Consider the following 22,984-nt stretch of genomic DNA (forward strand, 5'->3'; position numbering starts at 1 on the left):
GCCAGCCCGGTCACGGCTCCACGTGGCGCCGCACGATGCGGCGCAGGGTGCCGTCCTCGTCCATGTGGCGCAGGGCCACGTCCATGCGGCGCACCGTCTCGTCCGGCACGGTGAGCGGCCAGAAGACGTGCACCGGCAGTTCCAGTCCCACCGGCGCCGTGCGCATGCGCGAAGGCTCGGCGGGGTTCAGCAGGCGCAGGGCGCCTGCCTCGCCCACCAGCGCCACCTGCACCCGGCCCGCCTCCAGCTTGCGCAGGCACAGCGCCTCGCTGGGCGCGGGGTCCAGGTTCCAGGCCCCGTCCGCAAGGGCGCCGTCCAGGGGCGGGCCGTAGTTCCAGCCCTCCACGATGCAGGTGCGGTGCGGCTTCAGGTCGGCCACGCGGCTGGCCTGCAAGGCGCTTTCCACGGGCAGCACGGCCACGATGCGCTCCAGGTGCAGGGGCAGGCTGACCCGCCACTGCCCGCGCGCACGGGTGGTGGAAAAGGCCCCGCCAAGGGCTGCCTCGCCCGTTTCCAGGGCGCGCAGGGCCCGCGTCCACGGGGCCACGCGAATGTCCAGCTGCACGCCCGAGCGGCGCGCGGCCTCACGCAGGATTTCCGGATACAGTCCGGCGGGCTTGCCCGCGTCGTCACGGTAGGAAAGGGGAAAGTGCTCGTCGTTGCACAGCACCACGGGAGTCGCGGCCCTGCCCGCCGCCGGATGCACCAGCAGCGCCAGCGCCGTCACCACGGCCATGCGCAGGACCGTCATGGACAGGTGCAGCAGTATGCCCCATGGACGCGGCATGGGTCCCCCCGGCGAGATGGGAAACGCCCTGGCGATTGCCCCGCCATGCGCGTTTTCGGTGGCAGGATTCCACTCGCGCCCGTCCCTCACGGGGACGGGCGCGCCGAACCCTCCGGGCGTTCCCGGCGGCGCCGCCGCTGAGTGTTCGCCCAACATTATCTTGAGCTATGACGCCCCGGAAGGATTGTCAATGCACTGCCCCCTCAGGCGAACAAGGGCAGCGCGGGCAGCCCCCGCCCAGACTGGCCGGACTGGCCGGACTGGCCGGATTGGCCGGATTGGCAGGACTGGCAGGATATGGCGGCGGCCTTTTCCAGCAGCGCGCGGATGGCGGCGCGGCCCTCGTCGCGCAGGTCCAGGCTGAAATCGTTCACGAAGGTCCGGATGTGGCTGTCCGTGACCTCGTCGGACATCTCCTGGGCGTGTTCGCGTATCCACCCCCGCGAGGCCGCCGGGTTGGCGTTGGCGTATTCCAGGCTGCGGCGGATGGCGTCCTGCACGGCCAGGATGGCGTCCCCGCCCAGGTCGCGCCGCGCCGCGATGGCCCCCAGCGGCAGGGGCAGCCCGTAGGCGGATTCCCACCACCGGCCAAGGTCCAGCACGCAATGCAGGCCGTAGCCGCCGTAGGTGAAGCGCCCCTCGTGGATGACCAGCCCGCAGTCGGCCTTTCCGGCGGCCACGGCGGGCATGACCTGGTCAAACACCATTTCCTCGCGCGGGCCGTGCAGCGCGCCGTGCAGCGACAGCAGCAGGTTGGCCGTGGTCATGCGGCCGGGAATGGCCACCCGCGCCCCGGCCAGGTCCGCCGGGGACAAGGGCTCGCGCGCCACCAGCAGCGGGCCGCAGCCGCGCCCCAGCGCCGCCCCGGCATTGAGCAGCACGTACTCGTCCAGCACGTGGACCATGGCCGCCAGCGACAGCTTGGTCACCTCCAGCGAGCCCTCGCGGGCGCGGCCGTTCAACACTTCCACGTCGGCCATGAACAGGTCGAACCCGCAGGGCAGGTCGATGCAGCCCTTGGCCAGGGCGTGGAAGATGTAGGTGTCGTTGGGACAGGGCGAGATGCCCAGCGACAGGATACGCGAAGGGGACAGGGAAACCGTCGGCCTATGCTGGTTCCGCGAGGACATGGAAGCGACCTTGCTGCGCCGTCCGGATTGCCGGGCGGGTTGGGGTTCGGGTCGGGACGGGGTGGCGCGGGCTGGGTGTTCCGGGACGGGCGGACGGTGTTGACACCGGGGCACGCCGGGTCGATACTCCCCCTTCCGCCGGACGGCCTTGTCCGGCCGCTGGCGGCCTGCCGCCAATCCCCCCGTCAGCACGGAGGACACATGCTCGACGCAGCCCATTACGCCCGCCTGGGCCTTGGGACCGCCTTCGAAAAGGTAATGGAAGGCGCGCGCCTTTCGCCCGAAGAGGGCCTGGCGCTGTTCAACTGCCCCGACATCACCGCCGTGGGCGCCCTGGCCCACCACGCGCGCACCCGCCTGCACGGCGACAGAACCTATTACGTGCTCAACCGGCACGTCAATTACACCAACATCTGCGTCAACGGCTGCCTGTTCTGCGCCTTTCAGCGCGAGCGCGGGCAGGCCGGGGCCTTCGCCCTGACGCCCGACGACATCCTGCACCGCGTGCTGGACGACCGGGGCACCCCGTTCTCCGAGGTGCACATCGTGGGCGGCTGCCACCCGGACCTGAACCTGGCCTGGTTCGAGGACGTCATCAGGCGGATTCGCGCGGCCCGTCCGCAGAGCATCGTCAAGGCGTTCACCGGGGTGGAAATCGCCCACTTCGCCGCCATGGAGGGCATCTCCACCCTGGACGTGCTGCGCCGCCTGCGCGACGCGGGCCTGGCCATGATGCCCGGCGGCGGGGCCGAAATCTTCGCGCCCGAGGTGCGCACCCGCATCTGCCCGCGCAAGGCCACGGCCGACGAATGGCTACGCGTGGCGGGCGAGGCGCATTCCCTGGGCATCCGCACCAACTGTTCCATGCTTTACGGGCACATCGAAACCTTCGAGCACCGCATCGACCACCTGTGCCGCCTGCGCGAGCAGCAGGACCGCTCCGGCGGGTTCACCTGCTTCATCCCCCTGCCCTTCCTGACGGAAAACAGCCTGCTCAAGCTCCCGCCCGAACGGGTGGGCGAGCACGTGGGCCTGGACCGGCTGCGCACCGTGGCCGTCAGCCGCCTGATGCTGGACAACGTGCCCCACGTGAAGGCCTACTGGGTGATGATGGGCGTGAAGATGGCCCAGACCGCCCTGTACTTCGGGGCCGACGACCTGGACGGCACCATCGTCGAGGAACGCATCGGCCACGACGCCGGGGCCGATTCCGCCCAGGCGCTCACCGTGCCCGAACTGGAACTGATGATCCGCCGCTCCGGCTTCACCCCGGTGCGCCGCGATTCGCACTTCAACCCCGTGGCCGACCCGGACGCCATCCTGAACGACACCGGGCTCGATACCGGATGCGATACGGGCCACGCCGTCACTCCGGAGGTCCGGGCATGAGCGCCGCCACTTCCGCCGCCACCGCCCCCATCATGCCCGGCGGCTCGTCCATTGGCGAACCCGCCGACGTGCGCGCCGTGGCCGCCAGGGTGCTGAACGGCCAGCGCCTGACCCGCGCCGATGCCGACCTGCTGTACGACCGCGCCGGGCTGCACACCCTGGGACGCCTGGCCCACGCGGTGCGGCTGCGCAAGCATCCGCAACCCGTGGTCACCTACGTGGCCGACAGGAACATCAACTATTCCAACGTCTGCGTGTGCGCCTGCCGCTTCTGCGCCTTTTTCCGCGCCCCCGGCCACCCCGAGGGCTACGTGCTGACGCGCGAGGAACTCGGCAAGAAGATCGAGGAAACCCTGGCCCTCGGTGGCACCCAGATCCTGCTTCAGGGCGGCCACCACCCCGACCTACCCCTGTCCTTCTACGAGGGCATGATCGGCTGGATCCGCGACACCTACCCCGCCATCCACATTCACGCCTTCTCGCCGCCCGAGATCGTCTTTTTCGCGGAACTCGAAAAGATCACCGTGGCCGAGGTCATCGCGCGGCTGCGCGCCGCCGGGCTGCACTCCATCCCCGGCGGCGGCGCGGAAATCCTGGTGGACGAGGTGCGCACGCAGGTATCGCCCAACAAGTGTTCCGCGTCGCGCTGGCTGGGCGTCATGGAAGAGGCCCACATCCAGGGCCTGCGCACCACCGCCACCATGATGTTCGGCCACGAGGAACAGCCCCGCCACCGCCTGGACCACCTGTTCGCCGTGCGCGAGGTGCAGGACCGCACCCACGGGTTCACCGCGTTCATCCCCTGGACCTTCCAGCCCGCGCACACCAACATCCACCGCGACCCCGAACCCGCGCCCGCCTACCTGCGCCTGCTGGCCCTGTCGCGCCTGGTGCTCGACAACGTGGACAACCTGCAAGCCTCGTGGGTGACCATGGGACCGCAGGTGGCCCAACTGGCCCTGTACTTCGGCGCCAACGACTTCGGCTCGCTCATGATCGAGGAGAACGTGGTGGCCGCCGCCGGGGTCAGCTTCAGCCTCTCGCGCCGCGAGATCCACAACTGCATCCGCGCCGCCGGGTTCATCCCCGTGCAACGCTCCATGGACTACACCCCCGTGTCGCCCCAGCCCGTGGTGGAAGGGGAAATATAAAAAGCAGGAAGATTTTCCGGGGAGGGGACCTTTTAAAAAAGGTCTCCCTCCCCGGACCCCTCCCCCCAAAACCTTCTAGTTGGGGGAGATGGGGGGTGCAGGGGGCAGTAGCCCCCTGCCCGCCGGAGGCGTACAAAAAAACTGTCCCCCGCCAGAGCATGCAAAACGGAACCCCCCAATGAGCAACAACAACACCACACCGTCGTCATGCGCCCGCCCGCTGCGGCTGGGCCGCATCGGGTACCTGAACGTGCTGCCCATCTACCATCCGCTGGAGACGGGCATCATCCCGCACGAGTACGAACTGGTGGCCGGGCCGCCCGCTGTGCTGAACAACATGATGGCGCGGGGCGACCTGCACGTGTCGGCCAACTCGTCGGTGGAGTACGCGCACCGCTGGAAAAACTACCTACTGGTGCCGGACCTGGCCATCGGCAGCCGGGGGCCGGTGCAGAGCGTGCTGCTGCTATCGCGCCGCCCGGTGGAAGACTTGGCCGACCAGCCGGTGCTGGTCAGCGCGGAGACGCACACCTCGGCCGCGCTGCTGCGCCTGCTGTTCCGCGACTACTACAGGTTTCCGGTGCGCTACGAGGTGGGGTCGGCCACCGGGCGCATCGCGGCGGGCAACCCGCCGGAGGCGTTCCTGGCCATCGGCGACGAAGCCCTGCGCCTGCGCAACCACCCGGAATTCCCCTACCGGCTGGACCTTGGCGAGGCGTGGCGGCAGTGGACCGGCCTGCCCTTCGTGTTCGGGGTGTGGGTGGTCAGCCGCGCGGCGGCGGCCTCCGGCTGCTTCGCCAGCGACCCGTGCGAGCTGTTGCAGCGCGCCCGCAACTGGGGCGAACGCCACATGGACGTGATCCTCGACCTGACCTTGCAGGGTTGCCCCCTGTCGCGCGACGAACTGCGCCAGTACTACCACGGCCTGGTCTTCCACATGGGCTTTCCGGAAATGGAAGGGCTGCGCCTGTTCTACCACCGGCTGGCCGAGGCGGGCGAAATACCCGCCGCGCCGGAACTGGAATTCTTCAGCATGTAACGCACGGCGGCCCCGCGAACACCACGCGGGGCCGCAGCGCGTTGACGGCCAGCCATGAAGACCCGCGACCATCACATTCCACCCGCCGCCCCCTCGCCCGCCCGCGCCCTGCCCGTGCGGGTGCTGGGGCTCGACGTCACGGCCACGCCCGGCCCGCGCAAGCCGCTGACGTTGGCCGTGTGCGACCTCGCGCCGGGCAACCACATGCCGGACGCGCCGTTCGTGCTCACATTGCGCGAACTGCGCGAACTGCACGCGCTGGACGATCTGGACCGGCTGTTTGCCGGGCTGTTGGACGCGGGGTTGGCGGGGGGCGATGATCCGCCCGACGCTGGCTGGGTGCTGGGCATCGACGCCGCGCTGGCCCAGCCGCTGGAACTGGTGGAACAGTTGGGCTGGCCGCGCGACTGGGCCGGATACGCGGCCCTGTGCGGCGGGATGAGCCGCGCCGGATTCCGCGATCTGCTGCGTGGCGTGTCCGCCGCCCGGCCCGCCGGGCACAAGTACCTGTACCGGGCCTGCTGCCGCCGCGCCGGGGCCGCCAGCCCCATGAACACGGTGCGCCCGCCCGTGGCCCTGATGTTCCACGCCGTGGCCCCCCGTCTGGCCGCGCACGCGGTGCACGTGCCCCTCTTGCGCCCCCTGCCCGGCGCGGACCGCGTGGCGCTGGAAACCTACCCCGGCTGGCTGGCCCGCCGGTTGATCGGGCGCGCCCCGTACAAGGGCGGCGAGGCCACGAACCGGGCCGCCCGGCGCGGGATGCGCGCGGCCCTGCTGCATGGTCTTGCGGAACTTGACGGACCGGCGAACCCCACCGGCTTGCCGCCTCTGCTCATCCGCTGGAACGCGGACCACGCGGCCCGCATGCTGGACGATGCGGAAGCGGACCTGCTGGATGCCCTGCTGTGCGCCGTGCTGGCCGCAGGCTCCGTCCTGCGGCCCGGCTACGGGCTGCCGGAACCCTCCGCTCTTCCTCACGGCGTCACCGCCGCGCAACTGGACGTGGAAGGCTGGATTGCCGGGCTGCCGCCAGAGGAATAGCCGCTCCTCCCGCCTTCAACCCCTTTCCGCGCCCCCAAGGAACGGCGGCCGCCGTGCGCCTACCAGCCCGCCCCGCCGGTGAACAGGAAGGACACCATGGTCCACGTGGCCCCCAGCAGGGCCAGCAGCAGCAGGCCCAGCACCAGACGCAGCACGCACCCGGCGGCGGCCAGCAGCCCGCGCAGCAACAGCCACCCGATCACCCCGGCCACGGCGGCCACGAATATCAGTCCCAGAACCTTCATCATCGTCCCCCCACCCGGTTGCGGCGCGGCGCGCCCTGGTTGTCGCGTACGGTCATGCGGCGTCGGAATCCCTGTCCGCCCCGCTGGGGGATTCCCCCGCGGCCACTGCATCCGGGGCCGCCTCCAGATCGCCCGGACGGCACACCCGCGCGCCCGAGCCGCCCGAACCGCCCGACGCGCCCGACAGGCCCAGCCAGATGGCGAACAGCGAAAGGCCCGCCCCGGCCATGCCCCAGCCATCCGTGGGCCGGTCGAACAGCAGGATATCCCACACGAACGCCAGCGCGGGCTGCACCACCATCACCAGCCCCGCCAGCGAGGCGGGCAGGCGCGGCAGCCCCGTGGACAGCAGCGCCCAGCCCGCCGCCTGGCACAGTATCCCGTAGGTGACGAGATAGCCGAGGCTGGGCGCATCGCCGATGGCGAACGCCCCGCCGCGCGCCAGGATGCCCGCCCCGATCAGCGCCGCGCAGACCAGCGAAACCAGGGCCATGTTGGCCACCGGCGTGAGCATGCCGCCCATACCCTGCGAATGCCGCAGCAGCAGGATGAACCCGGTGTAGAACAGCGCCGTGGCGAAGCCGTAGGCCACCCCGGCCAGCGCATCGCCCACCGCCAGACCGCCGTCGGCGGCCACGGGCAGCAGTTCCGCCGGGCTCACGCCCAGCAGCCACCACAGCCCGGCCAGGGCCAGCGGAATGGCCGCCATGTGCCGGACGGAAAGCCGTTCCCGCAGCAGCACCGCCCCGGCGATGGCGATGAAGAACACCTGAAAGTTGCCGATGATGGTGGCCAGCCCCGGCCCTATGAGCAGGATGCTGCGGTGCCAGCACTCCAGGTCCAGCGCGAAGAACACCGCCGCCGCGACCATCACCGCCCACACGCCGCGCCGCGCCCGCAGCCGCTCGCGGCGCGCCAGGGCCACGAACAGCAGCGCAACCCCGCCGAGGAACATGCGGTAGAAGGCCGATTGGCTGGGCCCCACGTGCGCCAGCTTCACGAACAGGCCGGAAAAGCTGATCAGCACGCCGCCCCCGGCAACGCGCAGCAGCCCTCCCAGATCAAGGCAGGGGGAGTAGTGTGTACTCATGCGGCCCCCCATACTGCGAAGCCGGGGGAAGCGCAAATGCGGGCCGCAACGCAAGGGCGGCACGCCCCGCCGGGGGACGTGCCGCCGCATGTCCGCGATGTCTGGCGCGATGCCTGGGCGCGATGTCTGGCGGGATGCTTGGGCGCGCTGTCCGCGCGCCGCTATTCCGTCCGGCTCACCGTGACCTTGGCGGGCCGCAGCAGGCGTTCCTTCAGCCGGTAGCCGCGCTGCATCATCACGCACACGGTGTTCTCCGGCAGGTCGGGCCGCACCTCGGCGCCGATGGCCTCGTGGATTTCCGGGCTGAACGGTTCGCCCGCCTCGCCCACCGGCTCCAGGCCGTGGCGCTTCAGCGCGTCCAGCAGCAGCTTTTGGGTCATTTCCACGCCCATCAGCATGTCCTTGCAGGCCGCGTTGCCGCGCCCGTATTGCAGGGCCAGGTCCAGGTTGTCCAGGGTGGGCAGCAGGTCCGCCAGCACTACCTCGGCGGCGTAGCGCACCTGGTCGTCCTTTTCGCGTTGCAGGCGCTTCTTGAAATTGTCCATTTCCGCCAGGGCGCGCAGGCGCTGTTCATCGGCCTCGGCCCGTACGGGACATTCCGGGCACAGCCGGGCCGCGCACTGCTCGCGCAGATCGTCATCGTCCATCACGGCGGGCATGGCGCCGGGGGCCGCCGGGGCCGGGTTCCGCGAAGGCGCGTCGGCCTCGGCCTCGGGGCTGATCTCCACATTGTCCTTGAACACGTTGCTGGGGGGCATGTTCCTGAGTCTCCTTGAAATCCTGATGCGTGAAGTCGTCGTTGAACATCTCCCGCCGGGGGGCGGGTTGCATGCGTCCTAAAACGGATGAAAATGGCCCGGACTACGGCAGCAGGGAGGGCGGCGCGGCGAAGCGTTCGCGCAGCAGCTGGGTGAGCGCGCGCGACACGCACTGCACCACCGGCACGATCTTGGCGTAGTCCATGCGCAGCGGGCCCACCACGCTGACCACGCCGCGCGGCGTGTCGCCGCCGTAGGCCGCGCTGACCACGCTGCACCCGCGCAGCCCGTCCGGCGCGCCTTCCGGCACGTCCTGACAGAAGGTGATGCGCACGTCCTCTTCGGACAGGGTGCGGTCCAGCAGTTCCAGCAGGCGCGAGCGTTCCTCGATGGCGGCCAGAAGGTCGCGCATGCGGCCCACGTCGGTGAACTCCGCGTGGTCCAGCATGTTCAGCGTGCCGTTGACGATAAGTTCGCGGTCGTCGCCCATGTGCTCCACGGCGCGCCGCGACAGGTCCAGGGCGCGCATGCACATCTCTTCCAGCCGCGAGCCCGCGCGGGCCAGTTCGCGGCCGATGCGGTTGCGCGCCTCGGACAGGGGCAGGCCCCGGAAATGTTCGTTGAGGTAGTTGCCGAAGCGCACCAGTTCGTCCTGGCCGTAGCGCCCGTCCACGCGCACGGTGCGGGTGCGCACCAGGCCGCCTTCCAGCATCAGCACGGCCAGCACCAGCCCTTCCGCCGCCGGAGCGAACTCGATGCTGCGCCAGCGGGCCTCGTCCTCGCTGGGGGCCACCACCATGCCCAGTTGCCGGGCATGGCCGGACAGCAGGTTGGCGGCGCGGCGCAGGATGCCGGAAATCTCCAGTTCCTGCCGGAAAAGCTCGTCGGCGATGGCCTCGCGCTCGACGCTGCCCAGCGGGCGCAGGCGCAGCAGGCTGTCCACGTACAGCCGGAAGGCGCGCGCCGTCGGAACCCGTCCTGCGGACGTGTGCGGCTGCTCCAGGTAGCCGAGGTCGGTCAGGTCGGACATGGTGGCCCGCATGCTGGCCGGGGAAAGGTGCAGGCCCGAGCATTCGGCCACGGCGCGAGACCCCACGGGCGAGGCCGAGGCGATGTAGCTTTCGATGATGGTGGCAAGCACCTGGGTTTCGCGCTGTCCGAGGCTGGGCATGAAGGCTCCGGCATCACGAGGATGCAGTTCTTGCAGTAGCACAAACGGGTAACAACGGGGGTGGGGGCTGTCAAGGTTGACGGGGACATGCGCGGGCGCGCGCCCGCCCCGGCAACGCCCGTGCGGCGGCGGGAAATCCCGGCCGGGCCGTGCGGCGGGACGCCCCGTGGCTGTTTGGACCGGATTGGGCTGATACTTGTGAATAAAATCACTATTGCGACTCGCAAACGCCCCAAAAATCAAAATAACATTCATCATTTCAGCATAATGACAAAAACCGACTGCCATCATCCATTTTCCGGCCCACGCGCCCAAACCACTGCGCGCGGCACGTTGTGCCCTTTTATATCTTGCGCATTATTTCACATGCATTGACACGCCACTGGCAACACACTACAGTGGCGTTGTTACCGGGGGAGCGGAAATGCATCGCCGCATGCATCGCTTCACCTGTTCCCCACACTATGCCCCATACGGCCCGCATCGCGCCCATTCCGCCGGGCGTGGCGCGGCGAGTGAGCAATTGTTTACACGCTCACCCGTAGGGGGCTGTAATGCTTGCCGAAAAAACACCCACACCTGCCTTGAATTTTTCATGACATTGTGGCATCTTGTGCCTCGTCCGCATGTCTGGAACCCGGAAAAACCCGTGCGATTCGGTTCTCCGGTACCCATGGGTGCATCCCTCGGGGCGCGCCACGGGGTTACCGGCGAGAGGGCCTCGGCACGAGGCCATCGTTGACACGCCGGGTGGCCCCGGTTTATCCAGCGGGCAGTATCTGCCACGGGCCGACCATCATTCGGATAGAGGCAGCGGATCGCTGCTTATCATCGGCCGGCGCATCGCCGCACGATGCGAAGGTCAGGCGTTTGTCGTGCATCCCTTTCACTGCCAAGAACCTGTCCAAGGAGGACACGCATGGCTGAAGTCACTTACAAGGGCAAGAGCTTCGAAGTCGATGAAGACGGCTTCCTTCTTCGCTTTGATGACTGGAGCACCGAGTGGGTTGAATTCGTGAAGGAATCCGAAGGTATCGCGGACATCACCCCCGATCACCAGAAGATCATCGACTTCCTGCAGGACTACTACAAGAAGAACGGCATCGCCCCGATGGTTCGTATCCTCTCCAAGAACACCGGCTTCAAGCTGAAGGAGATCTACGAACTGTTCCCCTCCGGCCCCGGCAAGGGCGCCTGCAAGATGGCCGGTCTGCCCAAGCCCACCGGCTGCGTGTAGTCCATACGGCCCATTGTTCACTGAAAGGGCGGGAGCTTGTGCTCCCGCCCTTTTCGTTCGCATGGCCCCAGGGCGGCTTCCGCCCGGACGCGGAAAGGGCGGGAACTCGCGTTCCCGCCCTTTCCGGCTTTCGGTGGCGCGCCCGGCCAGTTCGGGCGCGCCGGTTGCGGGCTTCGTACGGCGAAGCGTGGTTGCAGGCGGGGAAGGCTGGCCGGAATCAATGTTCCGTGCCGTCCTCCGCGGCGTCGAACAGGGTGTTCAACGCCTCTTCGCGGCACAGGACGCTCGACGCCATGGCGATGCTGAACGTCGAATGGGCCTTCTTCCACAGGGAAAGTATCTGCTGCACGGAATGAACCATGGAGATCAGCACCGATGCCGGAACGATGTACGCGCCGTCCGGTGTGCGCTCCAGCCCGTCAAGCGATACGGAAAGGCCCGTCAGTTCCTTGCCCACGTTACCCAGTAGACCATCGATGTCATGCTTCACGTTGCGAACCCCGTTGTAGGAACTAGACGCCGTGCGCGCAAAGCGCCGGCACCCGCAACAGACTAGCAAGCGCCGTTCGCGCCGGTCATTTATATTTTCCCCGGAACCGTGGAGAGTGCGCGGGCGCGCACGCTTGACGCGCCCCCGGCCGCGCAATACACCGGGCAATACGTTATGCTCGATTACACCAACGCCACCACCGACGCCATGTCCTGGCTCGCCTCCCTCTCGCCCCTGAGCGAGCAGGACCTGTGCGACCTGTGCCTTGCCCTGCGCACGCGCGGCCATGGCCAGCGCTTCCGCTGCACCCTGGACGCCAGCCTGCTGCTGCTCGAGGCACAGGGGGCCGACACCCCCCTGCTGCTGCTGTCCGAACGCGCGGCCCGCAACCTGCTGGACCACCTGGTTTCCGGCTACCTGCGCGACAAGCCGCGCGGGCTGCGCGCATGGCATGCCCGCGAGTACGGCGGCCAAGAGTAGTTCCGGCCAACCGGCCGGAACGGCATTCCGCCGCGCATCACACCGCCCCTCCCCGCCGTTTCCCGCCCACGCGAAAGGGCCGCCCCCCGAAGGGAGCGGCCCCTGCATTCCGCCATTGCGGCTTCGTCCCGCTGCGGGCGCATGCCCGCGCGCTACCCGCGCAACACACCGGCATCCCGGCCGCTAGTCCGGCGATGCCTGCTCCGCTTGCCACGCCGCCGTCTTCACGGTCTCGTACAATGTGGGGTCCACCCCCACGAAATCCACGACCTCCCGCTCGCCAAGGCGCAGCCGTTCGCGCCAGCGGCGCAGCACGGCCTCGTCGGGCACGGCGAACACCAGCCCCCGCGCCCGCAGCGTCTCGCGGGCCTCGGCCTGGGCTTCGGCGGCCAGGGCGCGCGCCTCGTCCACGTGGGCTTCCCAGGCGTCGCGCAGCGCGTCACGCATGTCCCCGGACAGGCGTTCCCAGAACATCCGGCTGACCAGCGGCACGTACATGGCGAAGTAGGCGTGGTCCTCGAACACGTGCGACACCCCGTAGCGCCACAACTGGCCGGACACGGCCGTCTCGTGGGTGGTCATCAGCCCGTCCAGGTTGCCGCCCTGCAACCAGTGCGGCAGGTCGGGCCAGGGCACCACCAGGGGCCTTGCCCCCATGGCCGCCAGGCGCAGCTCGTTGGCGGGTCCGCCCGCCACGCGGATGCGCAGCCCCGCGAGGTCCTCGTGCCGGTGCACGGCACGGTCCACCAGGTACAGGTTGGCGTGCCCCAGTTCCAGCCAGCGGCCAAGCACGGCGACGCGCAGGTTGCGCTCGATGCGCGCGTCGATGATGCGCCCCGGAGGCCCGTCGGCCACGGCCAGGCTGGCGCGGGCCGGAGCGCCGTAAAGGGCGGGCAGCATGAACACCCCGCAGTCGGGCACCGCCGAATGCAGCACCCACGTGCCGGGCAGGGCCATTTCCACGCGGCCGAGATTCAGCGCCTGCAACACGTCGCGGTCGCGGTACAGGCTGGCGTTGTCGTACACCTCCACCCGCAGCCGCCCGGCCAGACGCTGCCGCACGTCCTCCGCGAACCGGCGCAGGGCCTTGACCTGAAAATGCGTGGGGCCGTTCTCCACGGAGATGCGCAGCACCGGCACGCCCGGCGTGGGGGCGGCGTCCTGCGCCCGCGCCCAAGGCACGGCGGCGGCCAGCAGCGCGCACAGCGCCACGCAGGCCAGCAGGCCCACGCGGCGCGCGGTCCGGATACGCGGAACCATGTCGGTCATGCAGCCTCCCCCAAGGCGATGTCGAAGCGGCGCTTGCGTGTCTTCCAGTATGACACAACCGCCTGCGTCAGTACACCTTTCTTCGAGCAAACTGGCCGCCGAGCACGGTAAAGGTGTTCTCCACGATGAACAGCGCGTCGGGGTCCACGGTGAACACCAACTCCTCCATGCGCTTCAGCTGCACGTTGTTGGTCACGGTCATGACGATTTCCCGGTCGTCACCGGAATAGCCGCCCCGCCCCTGGAGGAAGGTGGCCCCCTGCCCCAGTTCGGTGACCAGGTCGTGCCCGATGCGCCGGCTGTGCTCGGAAATGACGAACACCACCTTGCGCTGGTTGAACAGGGCCAGCACGTATTCCAGCGTCACCGCCGCGATGAACACCTGGATCAGCGAGGCGATCACCGTGTCCACCGGCATGGCGGCCAGGCTGGCCGCGAACAGCACGACGTTGAAGCAGAACCCGAACCGCCCGATGCCGAGGCCGAATCTCTGGTGCAGGATGATGGCCGCCACGTCCAGCCCGCCGCCGGACCCCAGCGAGCGCAGCATGATGCCGCTGCCCGCCCCGCAGATCACCCCCGAGGCCACGGCGGCGTATAACTGGTCGTGCACGCCGAGGTCCACGGCCTTGAACACCTCCGCGAACAGGGTGGTGGCCAGCATGCCGTACAGGCTGTAGAGCAGGAACCGCCGCCCCACGTGCAGCCACCCCAGCACGAACAGCGGGATGTTGCACAGCAGGTACCACGCCGCCGGGGACAGCAGGTGGGTGTGGTACCACGACAGCAGCGCGATGCCGTAGATGCCGCCGGTGAGAAACCCGTGCCGGGCCACGATGCCCTGCGCCCCCAGGGCGAACAGCGCCGAGCCCACGGTGAGCAGCAGCAGGTTCCAGCGAACCGAATAGGCCAGTTCCTTGCGGGTGAACATGCACAACCTCCCTGCCCGGCCCCGCACCCGGAGCGCACGCGGACCGACATGAAAAAACGGGGCACGCCCGCCATGCGGCGGCGCGCCCGGATCACCGCGCGCCGCCGGGGCCGTGAAGCCGGGGGACCGCGTTGGCCGTGCCTCTACCCCGGATGCGCCGCGCGGGCAAGGGTGGCGGCGCGGCCAGATGACACCGGGCGCGGCGGGGAGATGTTGTGCCCGGCCCGCCCCGCGCGGGGGAATGAAGCGGAGCGTCAAGCGCGTGACCGGGACCAGTAGGACCTGTCAGGACCTGCCAGGACCTGTCAGATATGGGCAGGACCGGCAGGACCGGTCAGGGCCGGTCGCAATCGGGCCAGACCATGCCGGGCACCTCCGCCCGCAGGGTGCGGCACAGGGTGCGGCCGTTCTCGGCCAGGAACAGCGCTTCGTTTTCCAGGCGCAGGCGGTAGCCCGTGGCGTCCATGCGCGCATCGCCCCCCTGGCGGCACACGGCCCCGGCGCCGTCCAGGGTGCGCTCCAGCCGCAAGGCGGACTCGTTGGCGCGGCGGAACGCGCCGCGCAGCATTTCCTGCCTGGGGTCGTTCTCCACCAGCAGCAGCCACTTCATGGCCGCCTCGGATCCGGCGCGCGCGCCCCGCACCCGCTCCACGTCCCCGTCGATGCGGCCGCACACCGGCCCGGCGGCGTAGGCGTCGGCAAGCTCCACGCCAGCGCGGATGAACCGTTCCACGGCGTTGGCGCTCTGCCCCGGCGTGCTGTCCGCCGCCCGCGCCTCGGGGCCGGACAACAGCAGGCACGCGACCAGTATCCACGCGGCTGGCGCCCACGCGACTGGCAACCACGCGGCCGGGGCAGGGCCCCACGTCCCGCGACGGGCCACGCCGGGCACGCCCGCCGCACCCACGCGCGGCGAATGTAAAGTTTTGTAAAGGGATGATGGCATTCCGCCCCTCTATATGCCCGGCCCGGCGAATGCAACCCCCGCCGCGCGCAACCGCCCGGAGATTCCCCCGCCAACGCGGCGGCCCCCGGCGTAGGGGTGCCGGGGGCCGTGCGTGAGAATACCTTCGGTGGGAGAGAGACCCGTCTACAAAAGGCCGATCAGCATTCGCGTGGCCATGACGATGAGCAGCACGGCGAAGATGCGCTTGAGCCTGGTCACCGGCAGGCTGTGCGCCAGCCGGGCGCCAAGGGGGGCCGTGAGCACGCTGGCGCAGACGATGCCGACCAGAGCGGGGAGGTAAACGAAACCGAAGGTGTTCGCGGGCAGGCCCTGGGTAGCCAGCCCGTTAACTATGTAGCCCACGGTGCCGGACACCGCGATGGGAAAGCCGATGGCGGCAGAGGTGCCGATGGCCGTATGCATGGCCACGTTGCACCACGCCATGAACGGCACCGACAGCGTGCCGCCGCCGATGCCCACGAGGCTGGACACCCCGCCGATGAGGTTGCCCATGCCGAACATGCCCATGGCGCCGGGCAGTTCGCGCGAGGGCTTGGGCTTGAGGTTCAGCAGCATCTGCGCCGCCACCCAGTACAGGAAGCAGACGAAGAAGCCCTTGAGGAAATTGGTGGAAAGCTGGGCCACCACCCACGTGCCGACGAGCGTGCCGGTGATGATGCCGGGGGTGATGCGCCACACCACGTTCCACAGCACCGCGCCGCGCTTGTGGTGCGCCCGGAAGCTGGAGATGGAGGTGAACATGATGCTGGCCATGGACGTGCCCAGCGCCAGATGCTGCATGTATTCGTTCGGAATGGACTGCAACGCGAAGGCGAAGTTGAGCATGGGCACGATGACCAGTCCGCCGCCCACGCCGAGCAGCCCGGCAAGGATGCCCGCGATGGCGCCGACGAGGAGGTAGAGCGCGAGGGTGAGGATCATGAAAGGCTCTCCGCGTTGCGGGCACTGCGCGGCCCGCGTGGTTCCCGCCGTGGCGCGGGGCTGATGGTCCGGCGGCCCGCCGCTCGGGCGGCCGCCGGACCGGATATCCGTCAGGGTTGCAAATGAGGATTTTCGCTTGTTGGCGCGGAAAACGAGCCTGCCATGAGGGAGTGCGGCAGCCGTTAGGCGAGCTTGCGAGCCTTACGGATGGCGACCGCAACGCATACTCTTATCGTATTTGACCGAGCCTTAGCCGTTAGGTGAGCGAAGCGAACCTTACGGATAAGGACAGCAAAGCTATGGCAGGTGAAGTTTGACAAAGCCAACAAGCGAAAAGACCATTTGCAATTACATGCGCAGGGCGTGCCTACCGATGGACGCCACGTTGGCGCTGCCGGTCAGCACCATGGCCTGCACCAGCTGGCCCTTGATGGAATCGACCAGCATGGTCACCCCGTCCTTCAGGCCGCCCACGGCGGCGATGGAGAAGGGACGGCCCAGCATCACGGCGTCGGCCCCCAGGGCCAGCATCTTGAACACGTCCACGCCGTCGCGCACGCCGCCGTCGGCCAGAATGGCGATGCGGCCCTTCACCGCGTCGGCGATTTCGGGCAGCACTTCGGCGGTGCCTGGCGCGTGGTCGAGCACGCGGCCGCCGTGGTTGGACACCACGATGCCGTCAACCCCCACCTCCACGGCCAGGCTGGCGTCGGTGGTGGTCATGATGCCCTTGAGGATGAACGCCAGGCCTCTGGCCTTGACCTTGGCCACGATGCGCGAAAGTTCGGCCGGGGTCTTGGGTCCCACGGGGCGGCCCATCTTGCGCAGGGTGACGAGGCCCGCCGCGTCGATGTCCATGCCCAGGGCCGGACAGCCCAGTTCCAGCGCGCGGTCCAGCTTTTCGTCCAGTTCCGCGCCGTCCCACGGCTTGATGAACGGGATGCCCCGCCCGCCCGCGCCGGTGATGGCCGCGAAGCCCGCGTCGATGATGAACGGGGGCACGCCGTCGCCGGTGCAGCCGATGATGCCGCGCTCGGCGCAGCCGCCCACCACGGCGGCCGCGTAGTCTTCCTCGCTCACACCGCCGCCCATGTTGAAGGACACCCCGCCGATGGGCGCGGCCAGCACCGGCATGTCCAGCGCGATGCCGCACACGGTGGCGGACGTGTCGGGCTCGTTCACGTCGTGCACCAGGCGCATGTTCAGGCGCACGGCGGCCAACGCTTCAAGGTTGGCGGCGAACGTGGCGCCGGTGCCCAGGCCGCCCATGCCGGGCACCTCGCCCGAGCATGCCTTGCCGTTGCACACCGGACAGACCCGACAGTAGCCCTTCATCAGTTGGCGTGCCTTGTCGCGAACTTCCTTCATCATGTCCCTCCGTTGCCAGGCGAACATGGGCGGCGCGGGCCTGGCTCGCACCGGGCATGCTTCGCCCCGGACGTCGTTGGCGTGATGCGCGCCGGAAACTCCGGGTGCGCCGGATGCGCCGGAGCGCGCGTTGAGTGGTAGTGCCGCCTGCGTGGTCATGCCTGGTTGCCCATGGGGGGTCATTCCCCCGACCATTCGAGGGCTATCTCCTCGACGTGCAGAATATGTTCGTGCATGGCCCGGAAGGCCGCCTGGGGGTCGCGCGCCTCCATGGCGGCGAGGATGTTGGCGTGGGTCGAAACGGCCCACTGGCGGCGGTCTTCGGTCTGCAAGGTGAAGTCGCGGCTGTCGCTGAGGATGTCGTGCAGGCGCGTCAGCACTTCCTGCACCACCGTGTTGCGGGTGGCGCGGGCGATGATCATGTGGAATTCCACGTCGGCGTCGGACCCGGTGTTGCCACCGTCTATCTCGGCGATCTGGGCGTCCAGGGCGCGGCGCAGGGCCGCGAGGTCGCCGTCGCTGACGTGGGCCGCGGCCAGCGCGGCGATTTGCGGTTCGAGCAGGCGGCGGAATTCCAGCACCTCGCGCAGCTTGGCGCGGCGCTGTTCGATGATGGCGGCCAGGGGTTCGATGAGCGTCTCTTCGGTGTCGTCCAGCACGTAGGTGCCGTCGCCGAGGCGGCTGGTGACGATGCGCTGCTGCTCCAGCGACCGGATGGCCTCGCGCACGCAATGCCGCGACACCCCGAACAGCTCGGCCAGGCGGCGTTCGGGGGGCAGCTTGTCGCCGGATTTCAGTTCGCCCTTCTCGATGAGGTCGCGGATCTGCCCCACGATTTCCTCGTGCAGGCGGATGCGGCGCGCGGGCTTGAAGGCGGGGGTCATCTGCGCTTTCACGCAACGGCCCTCCCGGGGCAGTGGGATGCGCGAATGGCCGGAAAATTGGTACAACCATTCACTGGTTGAACCAATTCACCCGAACGTGCCCCCGCTGTCAACGAAAATCCGCGCCGGACGGAGCACGGCGGGCGATACAGCGCGGTTGCGGTGTGGTTCGGTGCGGTTGCGCGAGTGAAAAACGAAACGCGCGGCCCCGAAGGACCGCGCGATTCACCAAAAATATGCACTCCCACCTCTAGGGCAAAACCGCGCCAGATTGGTCTCGCGGCGCAAGAGGGATTTTTGTTCTCTGGCAAGGAAGAACGTTTTTTTTCATGGAGGGAACGCGGCAGCCGTTACATGAGCGCGCAGCGCGAATGTTACGGATGGCGACAGCAACGCGTACTTCTTTGGTACGTGACCGGAATGAAAAATCGTTATGACGTAGCCAGAAACAAAAAGCCCCTTGCGCCGACGGTCACCTCACGCCGCCGACCACCTTCCCCTCGGTAATGAATGAAATGCCCTGCGACGACATGGCGCCAAGCATCACCCCCTGGGCCAGGGGCTGCGACACCGGCGCGGCGGCGCGCCACACCACGAGGAAGGCGGGGCCTGAACCGCCCAGGGTGTCCAATTCCTCCACCACGAACCGGGCGGAACCCAGCGGGGGCAGTTGGCGCGGCCCGTCCAGGTAGTTGCGCACCGTCTGGCCGTGCTCGTCCACGTAGCGCACCTCCATCAGGGTGATGGGCACGCGCTGGTCGGTGTTGCGCACCGAGAGCATGGCGGTGACGTTCAGGGCGCGACCCCGGTTGCCGTACACCACCGAGGAATATACCGGCACGTAGATGGTCTGGCCCACGTTCATCTCCGCCCGGGCCTCGCCGGGCAGGATGGACGGAGCCGGCGTCGGCAGGTACCGCGCGGGCACGGGCAGCGCGGCAAGGCCGCAGCACAGCGCAAGGCAGGCGGCCACGCGCAGGGCAAGCCCGCGCGGGCGGGCGGCCGAGGGCCGGGGCACGGCGGGGCGGAATGTCCGGGACAGCTGGGACAACTGGGACATGGAAAAATGCTCCTTGCCCCGCCGGGTCAGCGGCTTTCCTGCACGTGATCCAGCGCCTGGCGGAACAGGTCGCGCACGTGGTCGTCGTCCAGGGTGTAGAAGGCGTTCTTGCCGTCGCGGCGCACGCGCACCAGTTTGGCCGCGCGCAGCAGGCGCAACTGGTGCGAGACGGCGGACTGGCTGTGCCCCACCACGGCGGCCAGGTCGCACACGCACAACTCGTCGCAGGCCAACGCCTCCAGGATGCGCACCCGGGTGCGGTCGCCCAGCAGCCGGAAGGTGGCGGCCAGTTCGGCCATGTCCTCGTCCGGGGCCAGCCGGGCGCGCACCCGCGCGATGACGTCGGCATGCTCGCAGTGTTGCTGGCATACCGGGGCGTCGTCGAAATCGGCACCGGGCGCGCAGTCGGCCTTGCGGGCGCTGGTGCGTCCGGGGCGGGAACCTGCACCGGAACTGGTGGATTGCGTGGCGTCTGTGGCGCTCACCGGTTGCTGACTCCTGTGGCGGCGTGCCGCCCGTTGCGGGTGTACGCAAGGCTACCCGGAACACCGGGGCGACGCAAGGCCATCCCGGCGGCACCCGACCCATGCGGCACGGAAGCGCGGCCAAACGAAAAAATAGGCCAGACAAAAAACGGGCCGGACGCATGCGTCCGGCCCGTTGTGTATCCCGCGTGTGCGCCGTTCCGGCGTGCTACAGGGGCGCGCCGTCGCCACCGGCCGTGGCGGCCACGGGGGCCGCGTCCTCGCCCGGCAGCGCCCCGGTGGCGGCCAATTCCTCCACCGAGAAGATGCGGTTGCCGTCCAGGATGATCACGAAGCCGTCGTTGCGGTGGCCCATGCCCCTGATGAAGTCCTGGCGCACGGCGGTGCCCATGCGCGGCGCGGGCTCGATGGCCTCGGCCGGGATCTCGATGACCTCGCGCACCGAATCCACCAGCGCGCCGATGACGGCCCCCTCGCCTTCCAGTTCGGCCTCCACGATGATGATGCACGTGCTCACGGTGTCGGCCACCGGCTCCATGCCGAACTTGCGCCGCAACTCCAGCACGGGCACGGCGCGCCCGCGCAGGTTGATGACCCCGCGCATGAATTCCGGCGTGCGGGGAATGCGCGTGATGGCGGTCAGTTCCAGCACTTCGCGCACGGTGCTTATGTCCAGCGCGAACACCTCTTCACCAAGGGTGAAGGTAAGATACTGGCTGGTCTCGTACATGATGCTGCCTCCTGAAAGTGCCAAGCGCTAGGGGCTGTTTCTAAATTGTCCTTTCGCCCGTTGGCTGACCGACCCGAAGGGCGCGAAGCGTGCCCGTTACGCGAGCTTGCGAGTGTTACGGGCATCGAGCGCAACGCGGTCAAACTTCGTCTGCCCTTTCGGTCAAATACGATAAGAGCGCGCTGCGGTCCTCATCCGTAAGACTCGCAAGCTCGCCTAACGGCTGAGGCATGCTCCCTCATGGCAGGCTTGTTTTCCTTGCCAACGAACGAAAATCCTAAGTTAGAAACAGCCCCTAGAAGCGCTCGAACTCGCTGTCGTCCGCATCCGCGCCCATGTCCAGGGCGATGTTGCCGCCCTTGCCGGACACCGCCTTGCGCGGCGCCTGGGCCGCCACGGCGCGCTGGGCCCCCGGGGACTGGGTCCGGCGCGGCGCGCGCGTCACGCCCCCGTCCAGCGAGGCCACGCGGAAGCGCGAGACGGTGGCCTGCAACTGCTCGGCCTGGCTGGAAAGTTCTTCGGACGTGGAGGCCATTTCCTCCGAGGCCGAGGCGTTCTGCTGGATGACCTGGTCGAGCTGGGCGATGGCCTTGTTGACCTGTTCCGCGCCCACGTTCTGCTCGTTGCTGGCGGCGGCGATCTCCTGCACCAGTTCGGCGGTGCGGCGGATGCCCGGCACCATCTTGGTCAGCATTTCTCCGGCATGCTCGGCCACGGCCACGCTGGACGACGAAAGCTCGCTGATCTCGGCCGCCGCCTCGCCGCTGCGTTCGGCCAGCTTGCGCACCTCGGCCGCCACCACGGCAAAGCCCTTGCCGTGTTCACCGGCGCGGGCCGCCTCGATGGCCGCGTTCAGCGCCAGCAGGTTGGTCTGGCGGGCGATTTCCTCGATGATGGATATCTTGGCCGCGATCTCGCGCATGGCGCCCACGGTATCGCCCACGGCCTTGCCGCCCCCTTCGGCGTCGTTGGCGGCCTGCACGGCGATGGTCTCGGTCTGGCGGGCGTTTTCCATGTTCTGGCGGATGTTGGACGCCATCTCTTCCATGGACGAGGATATCTCTTCTATGGATGCGGCCTGTTCCGTAGCGCCCTGCGACAGGGTTTCGGCCGAGGCGGAAAGCTCTTCGCTGCCCGAGGCCACGTTTTCCGCGCCCGAGCGCACCTCGGTGATCACCGAGACGAGGCCGTCCACCATCTCCTTCATGTCGGCGTACACGCCGCGCAGCCTGCCGCCGCCCGCGTCGAAGGACACGTCCAGGTCGCCGGCGGCGATGCGCCGGGTGACGGCGCCCAGCGCCGCCGGGTCCGCGCCCAGTTGGGCCATGACCACCCGGATCAGCAGCCACGAGATGAACACGCCCGCAACCACGGCCACCACGGCGATGCCCCCGGTCAGCAACTGGGCCTGCTCGTTGGCCGCCTGCACGCGCGGCCCGATCTCGCGCTGTTCCGTTTCGTAGCTGCTCTGGATGGCGTCGCAAGCCTGGGCGATGGCCGGGCCCAGCTTGACCAGGCGGTCGTTGAACACGGCGTCGCGCTTCAGGGCCGCGGCGGACATGCGCTCGAACGCCGAAAAATAGTCGGTGCGCTGCTGGTGCAACTCGCGCGCCCGGTCACGCAGCACGGGGTTGCGCACGTCCGCCACCAGCCGGTTGAAGGACTCGCCCACCTGCACGGCATCCTGCTTGGCCTGTTCCAGCCATTTGACGTCGGTGTCGGCCATCATCTTGACCACGGTCACGCGCAGTTCCAGCATGGCGCGGATGACCGCCTCGGCCCGTGCGGCGCCCACCGTGTCGCCTTCGCGCTGGGCCGCTTCCGCCAGTTGGGCAAGGGCCTGCACGCGTTGCGGGCCCATGGCGTTCAGGGCGCTGATTTCCACCAGGCGCGCCTGGTCGTGCTTGCGCAGTTCGGCCATGCCGTCGGTGTACTGGGCAAGGGCCTCGGCCACGGTGGCCAGATGCTTGCGGCGGTCGGGATTCCTGATGGTCTTGTCGGCCTCGTCCAGGCCCTTGGCCAGTTCCGCGCGGGCTTCCTCGTAGGTGCGCAGGGCCGCCTCGGACGAGGTGTTCATGTAGCTCAGCACGCCAAGGCGCATTTGCAGCATGTGGGTCATGATGCCCCCGCTCATGAGCGAACCGCGTGCCGTGCGCCGGTAGTCCGTGAAGCCGAAGGTGGCGTCCGACAGCGCCTTGTAGGAAATGGCTCCCATCGCCACCAGCAGCACAAGAACAAGACCGAATCCCAGAATCAGCTTCTTGGCGAGCGTCATGTGTCTTCTCCCGTCCGGAACGTTGACGTCACGGCGTCACGGGCCGGCAGCCCCGCCCATTCCGCACGCTGGCGGGCACGGTGCCC

23 protein-coding genes are annotated in these 22,984 nt (G+C 68.8%); 6 read left to right on the plus strand and 17 right to left on the minus strand.

Annotated elements, in window-relative coordinates; translation table 11 throughout:
• Nucleotides 1-10 precede the first annotated feature (10 nt).
• Nucleotides 11-787 carry a substrate-binding periplasmic protein gene (locus ACR4XJ_RS08300; RefSeq protein ID WP_434754793.1) on the minus strand — a complete coding sequence of 259 codons (777 nt, stop codon included), beginning with the start codon at nt 785-787 and terminating at the stop codon, nt 11-13.
• Nucleotides 788-990: 203 nt separating this feature from the next.
• On the minus strand, nt 991-1,917 hold the full coding sequence (locus ACR4XJ_RS08305) for a 1,4-dihydroxy-6-naphthoate synthase (protein ID WP_434754794.1): 927 nt from the start codon (nt 1,915-1,917) through the stop codon (nt 991-993).
• Nucleotides 1,918-2,118: 201 nt separating this feature from the next.
• On the opposite strand from ACR4XJ_RS08305, the gene mqnE reads away from it, so the two are divergent.
• The 4 genes from mqnE (at nt 2,119) to ACR4XJ_RS08325 (ending at nt 6,537) form a co-directional block, all read left to right on the plus strand.
• A complete protein-coding gene (gene mqnE / locus ACR4XJ_RS08310) occupies nt 2,119-3,306 on the plus strand; it encodes an aminofutalosine synthase MqnE (RefSeq protein WP_434754795.1) in 1,188 nt (395 codons plus the stop codon).
• Nucleotides 3,307-3,338: 32 nt separating this feature from the next.
• Nucleotides 3,339-4,457, plus strand: a complete 1,119-nt coding sequence (mqnC, locus tag ACR4XJ_RS08315) for a cyclic dehypoxanthinyl futalosine synthase (protein ID WP_434755164.1) — start codon at nt 3,339-3,341, stop codon at nt 4,455-4,457.
• A gap of 178 nt (nt 4,458-4,635) precedes the next feature.
• Nucleotides 4,636-5,496, plus strand: coding sequence for a menaquinone biosynthetic enzyme MqnA/MqnD family protein (locus ACR4XJ_RS08320; RefSeq protein ID WP_434754796.1), 861 nt, complete (start codon nt 4,636-4,638; stop codon nt 5,494-5,496).
• Between the two features lie 54 nt (nt 5,497-5,550).
• Nucleotides 5,551-6,537, plus strand: coding sequence for a DUF429 domain-containing protein (locus tag ACR4XJ_RS08325; RefSeq protein ID WP_434754797.1), 987 nt, complete (start codon nt 5,551-5,553; stop codon nt 6,535-6,537).
• A 59-nt stretch (nt 6,538-6,596) separates the two neighbouring features.
• Here ACR4XJ_RS08325 and ACR4XJ_RS08330 read toward each other — a convergent pair whose 3' ends face one another.
• From ACR4XJ_RS08330 to hrcA, 4 genes are all read right to left on the minus strand, one after another.
• Entirely contained in the window at nt 6,597-6,785 is a 189-nt protein-coding gene (locus ACR4XJ_RS08330; RefSeq protein ID WP_434754798.1) for a hypothetical protein, read from the minus strand.
• A gap of 49 nt (nt 6,786-6,834) precedes the next feature.
• Nucleotides 6,835-7,872 carry a DMT family transporter gene (locus ACR4XJ_RS08335; protein WP_434754799.1) on the minus strand — a complete coding sequence of 346 codons (1,038 nt, stop codon included), beginning with the start codon at nt 7,870-7,872 and terminating at the stop codon, nt 6,835-6,837.
• 161 nt (nt 7,873-8,033) lie between these two features.
• Nucleotides 8,034-8,630 carry a nucleotide exchange factor GrpE gene (locus ACR4XJ_RS08340; protein WP_434754800.1) on the minus strand — a complete coding sequence of 199 codons (597 nt, stop codon included), beginning with the start codon at nt 8,628-8,630 and terminating at the stop codon, nt 8,034-8,036.
• Between the two features lie 103 nt (nt 8,631-8,733).
• Entirely contained in the window at nt 8,734-9,801 is a 1,068-nt protein-coding gene (gene hrcA / locus ACR4XJ_RS08345) for a heat-inducible transcriptional repressor HrcA (RefSeq protein WP_434754801.1), read from the minus strand.
• A 919-nt stretch (nt 9,802-10,720) separates the two neighbouring features.
• On the opposite strand from hrcA, the gene ACR4XJ_RS08350 reads away from it, so the two are divergent.
• Nucleotides 10,721-11,038 carry a TusE/DsrC/DsvC family sulfur relay protein gene (locus tag ACR4XJ_RS08350; RefSeq protein WP_007523442.1) on the plus strand — a complete coding sequence of 106 codons (318 nt, stop codon included), beginning with the start codon at nt 10,721-10,723 and terminating at the stop codon, nt 11,036-11,038.
• A gap of 217 nt (nt 11,039-11,255) precedes the next feature.
• Here ACR4XJ_RS08350 and ACR4XJ_RS08355 read toward each other — a convergent pair whose 3' ends face one another.
• Nucleotides 11,256-11,528 carry a hypothetical protein gene (locus tag ACR4XJ_RS08355; RefSeq protein WP_333505431.1) on the minus strand — a complete coding sequence of 91 codons (273 nt, stop codon included), beginning with the start codon at nt 11,526-11,528 and terminating at the stop codon, nt 11,256-11,258.
• A gap of 174 nt (nt 11,529-11,702) precedes the next feature.
• Between ACR4XJ_RS08355 and ACR4XJ_RS08360 the strand changes: the two genes are divergently transcribed.
• Nucleotides 11,703-12,008 carry a hypothetical protein gene (locus ACR4XJ_RS08360; RefSeq protein WP_434754802.1) on the plus strand — a complete coding sequence of 102 codons (306 nt, stop codon included), beginning with the start codon at nt 11,703-11,705 and terminating at the stop codon, nt 12,006-12,008.
• A 183-nt stretch (nt 12,009-12,191) separates the two neighbouring features.
• On the opposite strand, the gene dctP is transcribed toward ACR4XJ_RS08360, so the two are convergent.
• From dctP to ACR4XJ_RS08410, 10 genes are all read right to left on the minus strand, one after another.
• Nucleotides 12,192-13,277, minus strand: a complete 1,086-nt coding sequence (gene dctP / locus ACR4XJ_RS08365) for a TRAP transporter substrate-binding protein DctP (protein ID WP_434754803.1) — start codon at nt 13,275-13,277, stop codon at nt 12,192-12,194.
• 67 nt (nt 13,278-13,344) lie between these two features.
• Nucleotides 13,345-14,208: a YitT family protein gene (locus ACR4XJ_RS08370; RefSeq protein ID WP_434754804.1), complete on the minus strand. Its 864-nt coding sequence runs from the start codon at nt 14,206-14,208 to the stop codon at nt 13,345-13,347.
• 334 nt (nt 14,209-14,542) lie between these two features.
• Nucleotides 14,543-15,049, minus strand: coding sequence for a hypothetical protein (locus tag ACR4XJ_RS08375; RefSeq protein ID WP_434754805.1), 507 nt, complete (start codon nt 15,047-15,049; stop codon nt 14,543-14,545).
• 249 nt (nt 15,050-15,298) lie between these two features.
• A complete protein-coding gene (locus ACR4XJ_RS08380; RefSeq protein ID WP_434754806.1) occupies nt 15,299-16,096 on the minus strand; it encodes a sulfite exporter TauE/SafE family protein in 798 nt (265 codons plus the stop codon).
• Between the two features lie 348 nt (nt 16,097-16,444).
• Entirely contained in the window at nt 16,445-17,464 is a 1,020-nt protein-coding gene (locus ACR4XJ_RS08385; protein ID WP_434755165.1) for an alpha-hydroxy-acid oxidizing protein, read from the minus strand.
• A 179-nt stretch (nt 17,465-17,643) separates the two neighbouring features.
• A complete protein-coding gene (locus tag ACR4XJ_RS08390) occupies nt 17,644-18,360 on the minus strand; it encodes a FadR/GntR family transcriptional regulator (protein WP_434754807.1) in 717 nt (238 codons plus the stop codon).
• A 460-nt stretch (nt 18,361-18,820) separates the two neighbouring features.
• The gene (locus tag ACR4XJ_RS08395) at nt 18,821-19,408 is read right to left on the minus strand and encodes a DUF3124 domain-containing protein (protein ID WP_434754808.1); all 588 of its coding nucleotides are present in this window, start codon (nt 19,406-19,408) and stop codon (nt 18,821-18,823) included.
• 26 nt (nt 19,409-19,434) lie between these two features.
• Complete coding sequence (locus tag ACR4XJ_RS08400; RefSeq protein ID WP_434755166.1) at nt 19,435-19,746, minus strand: ArsR/SmtB family transcription factor; 312 nt, start codon at nt 19,744-19,746, stop codon at nt 19,435-19,437.
• A gap of 355 nt (nt 19,747-20,101) precedes the next feature.
• Entirely contained in the window at nt 20,102-20,623 is a 522-nt protein-coding gene (locus ACR4XJ_RS08405) for a chemotaxis protein CheW (protein ID WP_434754809.1), read from the minus strand.
• Nucleotides 20,624-20,918: 295 nt separating this feature from the next.
• Entirely contained in the window at nt 20,919-22,898 is a 1,980-nt protein-coding gene (locus ACR4XJ_RS08410) for a HAMP domain-containing methyl-accepting chemotaxis protein (protein WP_434754810.1), read from the minus strand.
• Between the last annotated feature and the right edge of the window lie 86 nt (nt 22,899-22,984).

Origin of the sequence: Nitratidesulfovibrio sp. D1 (assembly GCF_051133415.1) — a bacterium.
Lineage (GTDB): Bacteria > Desulfobacterota > Desulfovibrionia > Desulfovibrionales > Desulfovibrionaceae > Cupidesulfovibrio.

What these genes read in the sequence shown, in the direction of transcription:
- ACR4XJ_RS08300 (WP_434754793.1), bottom strand. Translation starts at nt 787, where the DNA reads ATGCCGCGTCCATGGGGCATACTGCTGCACCTGTCCATGACGGTCCTG.
- ACR4XJ_RS08305 (WP_434754794.1), bottom strand. Translation starts at nt 1,917, where the DNA reads ATGTCCTCGCGGAACCAGCATAGGCCGACGGTTTCCCTGTCCCCTTCG.
- mqnE (WP_434754795.1), top strand. Translation starts at nt 2,119, where the DNA reads ATGCTCGACGCAGCCCATTACGCCCGCCTGGGCCTTGGGACCGCCTTC.
- mqnC (WP_434755164.1), top strand. Translation starts at nt 3,339, where the DNA reads ATGCCCGGCGGCTCGTCCATTGGCGAACCCGCCGACGTGCGCGCCGTG.
- ACR4XJ_RS08320 (WP_434754796.1), top strand. Translation starts at nt 4,636, where the DNA reads ATGAGCAACAACAACACCACACCGTCGTCATGCGCCCGCCCGCTGCGG.
- ACR4XJ_RS08325 (WP_434754797.1), top strand. Translation starts at nt 5,551, where the DNA reads ATGAAGACCCGCGACCATCACATTCCACCCGCCGCCCCCTCGCCCGCC.
- ACR4XJ_RS08330 (WP_434754798.1), bottom strand. Translation starts at nt 6,785, where the DNA reads ATGATGAAGGTTCTGGGACTGATATTCGTGGCCGCCGTGGCCGGGGTG.
- ACR4XJ_RS08335 (WP_434754799.1), bottom strand. Translation starts at nt 7,872, where the DNA reads ATGAGTACACACTACTCCCCCTGCCTTGATCTGGGAGGGCTGCTGCGC.
- ACR4XJ_RS08340 (WP_434754800.1), bottom strand. Translation starts at nt 8,630, where the DNA reads ATGCCCCCCAGCAACGTGTTCAAGGACAATGTGGAGATCAGCCCCGAG.
- hrcA (WP_434754801.1), bottom strand. Translation starts at nt 9,801, where the DNA reads ATGCCCAGCCTCGGACAGCGCGAAACCCAGGTGCTTGCCACCATCATC.
- ACR4XJ_RS08350 (WP_007523442.1), top strand. Translation starts at nt 10,721, where the DNA reads ATGGCTGAAGTCACTTACAAGGGCAAGAGCTTCGAAGTCGATGAAGAC.
- ACR4XJ_RS08360 (WP_434754802.1), top strand. Translation starts at nt 11,703, where the DNA reads ATGCTCGATTACACCAACGCCACCACCGACGCCATGTCCTGGCTCGCC.
- dctP (WP_434754803.1), bottom strand. Translation starts at nt 13,277, where the DNA reads ATGACCGACATGGTTCCGCGTATCCGGACCGCGCGCCGCGTGGGCCTG.
- ACR4XJ_RS08370 (WP_434754804.1), bottom strand. Translation starts at nt 14,208, where the DNA reads ATGTTCACCCGCAAGGAACTGGCCTATTCGGTTCGCTGGAACCTGCTG.
- ACR4XJ_RS08380 (WP_434754806.1), bottom strand. Translation starts at nt 16,096, where the DNA reads ATGATCCTCACCCTCGCGCTCTACCTCCTCGTCGGCGCCATCGCGGGC.
- ACR4XJ_RS08385 (WP_434755165.1), bottom strand. Translation starts at nt 17,464, where the DNA reads ATGAAGGAAGTTCGCGACAAGGCACGCCAACTGATGAAGGGCTACTGT.
- ACR4XJ_RS08395 (WP_434754808.1), bottom strand. Translation starts at nt 19,408, where the DNA reads ATGTCCCAGTTGTCCCAGCTGTCCCGGACATTCCGCCCCGCCGTGCCC.
- ACR4XJ_RS08405 (WP_434754809.1), bottom strand. Translation starts at nt 20,623, where the DNA reads ATGTACGAGACCAGCCAGTATCTTACCTTCACCCTTGGTGAAGAGGTG.
- ACR4XJ_RS08410 (WP_434754810.1), bottom strand. Translation starts at nt 22,898, where the DNA reads ATGACGCTCGCCAAGAAGCTGATTCTGGGATTCGGTCTTGTTCTTGTG.